The organism is Gracilimonas halophila, from assembly GCF_042684365.1.
Classification (GTDB): domain Bacteria; phylum Bacteroidota; class Rhodothermia; order Balneolales; family Balneolaceae; genus Gracilimonas; species Gracilimonas halophila.
This window is the reverse complement of record NZ_JBHULI010000022.1, coordinates 278,001-283,030: the sequence shown is the minus strand read 5'-3', so window position 1 is coordinate 283,030 and position 5,030 is coordinate 278,001. Positions and strand designations below refer to the sequence as shown.

Here is a 5,030-nt window from a genome sequence, read left to right as displayed (position 1 = left end):
CACTTGCCGTAACCACCCAAGTCTTAACCACTTCCCATTTCTCCCACAACGTCTTCCTCTCCCGGGAGAGGAAACAAAGGTGAGGGTTGGGTGGCAGGGGCAACGTAGCTTGACCTTGGCACCTTTTACCCACCCCTCAATCCCCGCCCGAGCGGGGAAGATCTTTGGGTAGTTTTTGTATTGAATTAAAGATTTCAGCCATTACTAAAAGTTTGTGCAGATCCTTCATGGGTTCAGAATGACTTGGTTTAATCTTGGTAATCCCATTAATCCTAAAAATCCCGGTTCGAAATGATGCACTTGCCGTAACCACCCAGGCCTTAATCCAACCATCAGACGGCTCTTTGTGAGAATTGAGTACCTGACCTTTAGATCAGCCGTCAGATGGGGTCGATGAATTAACGCTGCATTTCATCACTTTTCTATCCTGTTTTCCCAATAGCCTGGTTTTCTGTGTAAATGGGCAACGGCCACCACTAAAATTTCATCTATCCGGACTTGATACACAATCCCATATGGAAAACGATTCACCAGACATCTTCGGGTGTGGTCAGAAAATGGAGTCCAAGCCTCAGTATTCTGTTTAATCCTTTTAAGTGTTGCCAGTATTTCTGCAAGAAAATCATGCCCTAATCCGGCCATTTGTTCCTCATAAAATTCAAAAGACTCATCCATTTCCTGCTGAGCAACATTTAATAAGCGAATCTCCATGCTCAATCGGCATCTATTTTGTATTTGGCAAAGGCTTCTTGAACTGAAACTGCCTTTAAAGCCCCTTTCTCATAGGCATCTATTCTGCTTTCAGATTCTTGTTTCCATAATGCATCCATCGCCTCATCCGGAGTATCCAGGCTTTTCAAAAGTGCCTCGATCATGTTTGCTTTTTCTTTGGGCTCCAGCATTAATGCTTCTTTTAAAAGCTCATTTTTTTTTCTCATATCCATCATCGTTTGTTTTGATGCAATGTATGATTTTATAAATATTATTACTGAGTGTTGCCGATTGATTAAGTTTTAAGTTGGTTTTTTAGACGGAGGACGGACGACGAAAAGAATTCTGAATCATGAGTTCTCTATTCTTTATACGTTCTTTCCCCGACGGTCAAAACTCTGTGTGTCTGCATGATCTTTTTTGAAGAATTGAAAATAAGAAAGATATAGGTGAACAGCATATTAGTTTTGAGTGATTGTTTTTTAACGGGGATGGAGGGATTGTTGAATATCGAATATGGAAGTGAATCAAACACGCCTGTCACAACCTCTCATGCCTTCCCGTACACAAGCGAAGCCGTTCAGGGCTTCGCGGGTTTTGGGCAACCGGGCTCCCGGCAACTTGGGGGATAATACATTTTTACCCATCATGGTGATCCTTTAATCAGGAGCATGGTTTATATGATGCGGCCACCACAGCCACCAAAGAGTTCCTTCCCCTTGCGAAAGGGAAGACGGATGGGGTTGTTGATACAGGCAAACCAGTTCAAATCCAACCTCCCACACCCTCCGCCCGACTTCGCATTCGCTCAGTCCGGCACCTCCCTCAAGGGAGGACTTTCCCTTGGGGGTTTTTAGTACTTATTCCTTTTCAAATTACGCTTTTAATTTAACCAAGATAAAAGTCTCCCCTTGAGGGGAGATCAATTCAAAAAGTTGTTCCTTTTTTGAATTTCGTGGGGTGTGTGGATACGGGCAACCAAGCTCTACCCATCCATCAGACGGCTCTTGGTAAGATTCTATTGCCCGGCCTTTGGATCAGCCGTCGGATGGGGTTGTGGATTCAGGCTATGCAAGATCCTTCAGGTTTACAGGATGACGACTTAAGGTGGGGTGTTCAATATTCAATATCCAACACGGAATAATGAATATCCAAGGAGGGTATCTATCCGCGTGATCCATTCATCTGTTCAATCCGCGATTCTCAAATGAGGAAGCCACCACTACCACCCATGCCTTCCATTACCCAAGCGAAGGGTTTACCACTAACAAATCTGCAATGGGATGCACTCGATCAACCCTTCGCAGATACGGGCAACCAAGCCTGCCTCACCCATCCATCAGACGGCTCTTGGTAAGATTCTATTGCCCGGCCTTTGGATCAGCCGTCGGATGGGGTTGTGGATTCAGGCTATGCAAGATCCTTCAGGTTTACAGGATGACGACCTAAGGTGGGGTGTTCAATATCCAATATCCAACACGGAATAATGAATATCCAAGTGGGTTATGTATCCGCGTAATCCATTCATCCACCTGATCCGCGATTCTCAAACGAGGATGCCACCACAACCATCCATGCCTTAACTACCTCCCAAACTAACCAAGGAGTCTTCTCCCCTAAGTATAGGGGAGAAACAAAGAGGAGTACAGATACTGGCAACCAAGCCTACCTCATCCATCAGACGGCACCTATCAAGATTAAATTACCCGGCCTATAGGCTAGCCGTCGGATGGGGACTCATAATCGAACAAGTCTACTTTTGATGCCTTGGCACCTTTGACCCACCCCTCAATCCCCGCCCGAGCGGGGAAGATCTTTGGGTAGTTTTTGTATTGAATTAAAGATTTCAGCCAATGGTAACACAGCTTTTACTCTATATCCAAACTCACCACAGCGTCTTCCTCTCCCGGGAGAGGAAACAAAGGTGAGGGTGGGTGGCAAAAGCAACATAACCAAGCCATAGCAACCTCTCACACCCTCCGCCCGACTTCGCATTCGCTCAGTCCGGCACCTCCCTCAAGGGAGGACTTTTTTATTGTGATTTTTACTACTGAGCCTTTATCAACTTACGCTTTAGATTTAGCTTCGATTAAAGTCTCCCCTTGAGGGGAGATCAATTCAAAAAAGTTGTTCCTTTTTTGAATTTCGTGGGGTGTGTGGATACGGGCAACCAAGCTCTACCCATCCATCAGACGGCTCTTGGTAAGATTCTATTGCCCGGCCTTTAGGTCAGCCGTCGGATGGGGTTTTGCAGGATGTGATCAGCATAGTTTTAGCTATAATCTCTTCAGGTACGATAAATCATCAAGATCTTTACCTCTGGCGGAGGCAGCTTTATTCTTTATTAAATGCTCTAACCCCAAATAATGTACCGGAACTTCATTCCCATTCATTTCTATATGTTCCGTTTTACGCTTTCCCCAAGCATCATCAAAATCTACCCCATCAATGGAATTCATTATGTCTATTCTATTGGGCGGTATACCAAACTGTATCACATATCCCGGAGTCTTAAGCTCATCTATACTTTCAATTCCCGGAATATTACCATCCCAGAATTCCGATAACGCCTCATATAACATGGCTACATTTTTATCTTCAGAGGAAAAGAAAAAATCAACATCACCTGTAAGTCTCGGATACCCATAATAGATAACCGCCTCCCCTCCTACGATCATATATTTGACATCGTGTTTGTCTAAGAGCCTTATGAATTCTTTTGTATCCCCGGAAAAATAATTGGAATCCATCTATTAACTCTCATCCTTCATTTGTAAGCGATGGGATTCTCTAACATCCTTGGCTGATTTTCCAAAAACACGAACTTTCAATTCTTTAGCTATGGCCATGCGTTTTTCAGGTGTCATAGATATCACTTGTTCAATGTCCCAATCTCTTGCTTCCTTATGACTTTTTGCAATATGAACAATTCGTTCCATAACAGTAGTTGTAATGAATTTTAATAATTGTATGAATCAGTATAACTGATTATCCCAAAGATGTCCATTTTTCCTTTTCTGAACATCTTGTTAGCATAGAAGACATAGTCCAATGAATGTCAGGAGGACAGTCTGCGGAATCCCTTGATCCGCCTGATCCACGATTCACAAAGGATGCAGCCTACTACAACCTCCGAGGCCATGGCAACCTCTCACACCCTCCGCCCGACTTCGCATTCGCTCAGTCCGGCACCTCCCTCAAGGGAGGACTTTCCCTTGAGGGTTTTTAGTACTTATTCCTTTTCAAATTACGCTTTTAATTTAACCAAGATAAAAGTCTCCCCTTGAGGGGAGATCAATTCAAAAAAGTTGTTCCTTTTTTGGATTTCGTGGGGTGTGTGGATACGGGCAACCAATCCTATCCCGCCCATCCATCAGACGGCTCTGGGCAAGATTGGATTGCCCGGCCTTTAGGTCAGCCGTCGGATGGGGTTGTGGATTCAGGCTATGCAAGATCCTTCAAGTGTTCAGGATGACGACCTAAGGTGGGGTGTTCAATATTCAATATCCAACACGGAATAATGAATATCCAAGGAGGGTATCTATCCGCGGAATCCGTTCATCTGTTCAATCCGCGATTCTCAAATGAGGAAGCCACCACTACCACCTATGTATTAATTATCTCCCAAACTCAATATCGTCGTCATCCCGAGTGCGTACCGGTTTGCTAAGGACCGGAGTATTGAACACGAGGGATCTCAAAGTGTAAGCTTGCAGCCAGTTCCAGCATTGAGATCCTTCGTAGTAAACTTCCCAAGCTTACATTAAACCCCTCTTCGCTCAGGATGACGACTGAGATGGATGATTCAATTTACATGCTAACCAAGGAGTTCCCTTACCCTGCGGCGGCGCCATAACATCTCCATTTGTATCGACGAGCCGGAGGGCAAGGGACAGGGATTGGGATTGGGTTTTGTTGATACGGGCAACCAAGCCTGCCTCGCCCATCCATCAGACGGCTCTTGGTAAGATTCTATTGCCCGGCCTTTAGATCAGCCGTCGGATGGGGTTGTGGATTCGGGCTATGCAAGATCCTTCAGGTTTACAGGATGACGACCTAAGGTGGGGTGTTCAATATTCAATATCCAACACGGAATAATGAATATCCAAGGGGGTTATCTATCCGCGTGATCCATTCATCTGTTCAATCCGCGATTCTCAAATGAGGAAGCCACCACTACCATCTAGGTCTTAATTATCTCCCAAACTCAATATCGTCGTCATCCCGAGTGCGTACCGGTTTGCTAAGGACCGGAGTATTGAACACGAGGGATCTCAAAGTGTAAGCTTGCAGCCAGTTCCAGCATTGAGATCCTTCGT

Annotated in this window: 6 protein-coding genes; 2 read left to right on the top strand and 4 right to left on the bottom strand. The window is 44.9% G+C overall.

The window, feature by feature from the left end; translation table 11 throughout:
- Positions 1–414 precede the first annotated feature (414 nt).
- Both ACFSVN_RS06285 and ACFSVN_RS06280 read right to left on the bottom strand, forming a co-directional pair.
- The gene (locus ACFSVN_RS06285) at positions 415–711 is read right to left on the bottom strand and encodes a type II toxin-antitoxin system RelE/ParE family toxin (protein WP_390300140.1); all 297 of its coding nucleotides are present in this window, start codon (positions 709–711) and stop codon (positions 415–417) included.
- A 2-nt stretch (positions 712–713) separates the two neighbouring features.
- Positions 714–938 (bottom strand): addiction module protein, encoded by a 225-nt coding sequence (locus ACFSVN_RS06280; RefSeq protein ID WP_390300138.1) that lies wholly within the window; start codon positions 936–938, stop codon positions 714–716.
- Positions 939–1,160: 222 nt separating this feature from the next.
- Here ACFSVN_RS06280 and ACFSVN_RS06275 point away from each other — a divergent pair, with 222 nt between their 5' ends.
- Positions 1,161–1,343 carry a hypothetical protein gene (locus tag ACFSVN_RS06275; RefSeq protein WP_390300136.1) on the top strand — a complete coding sequence of 61 codons (183 nt, stop codon included), beginning with the start codon at positions 1,161–1,163 and terminating at the stop codon, positions 1,341–1,343.
- 1,644 nt (positions 1,344–2,987) lie between these two features.
- Here ACFSVN_RS06275 and ACFSVN_RS06270 read toward each other — a convergent pair.
- Together ACFSVN_RS06270 and ACFSVN_RS06265 are read right to left on the bottom strand one after the other, a co-directional pair.
- The gene (locus ACFSVN_RS06270) at positions 2,988–3,461 is read right to left on the bottom strand and encodes a nucleotidyltransferase (RefSeq protein ID WP_390300134.1); all 474 of its coding nucleotides are present in this window, start codon (positions 3,459–3,461) and stop codon (positions 2,988–2,990) included.
- A gap of 3 nt (positions 3,462–3,464) precedes the next feature.
- A complete protein-coding gene (locus ACFSVN_RS06265) occupies positions 3,465–3,650 on the bottom strand; it encodes a hypothetical protein (protein ID WP_390300132.1) in 186 nt (61 codons plus the stop codon).
- 116 nt (positions 3,651–3,766) lie between these two features.
- Between ACFSVN_RS06265 and ACFSVN_RS06260 the strand changes: the two genes are divergently transcribed.
- Entirely contained in the window at positions 3,767–3,940 is a 174-nt protein-coding gene (locus ACFSVN_RS06260; RefSeq protein ID WP_390300130.1) for a hypothetical protein, read from the top strand.
- Positions 3,941–5,030 lie beyond the last annotated feature (1,090 nt).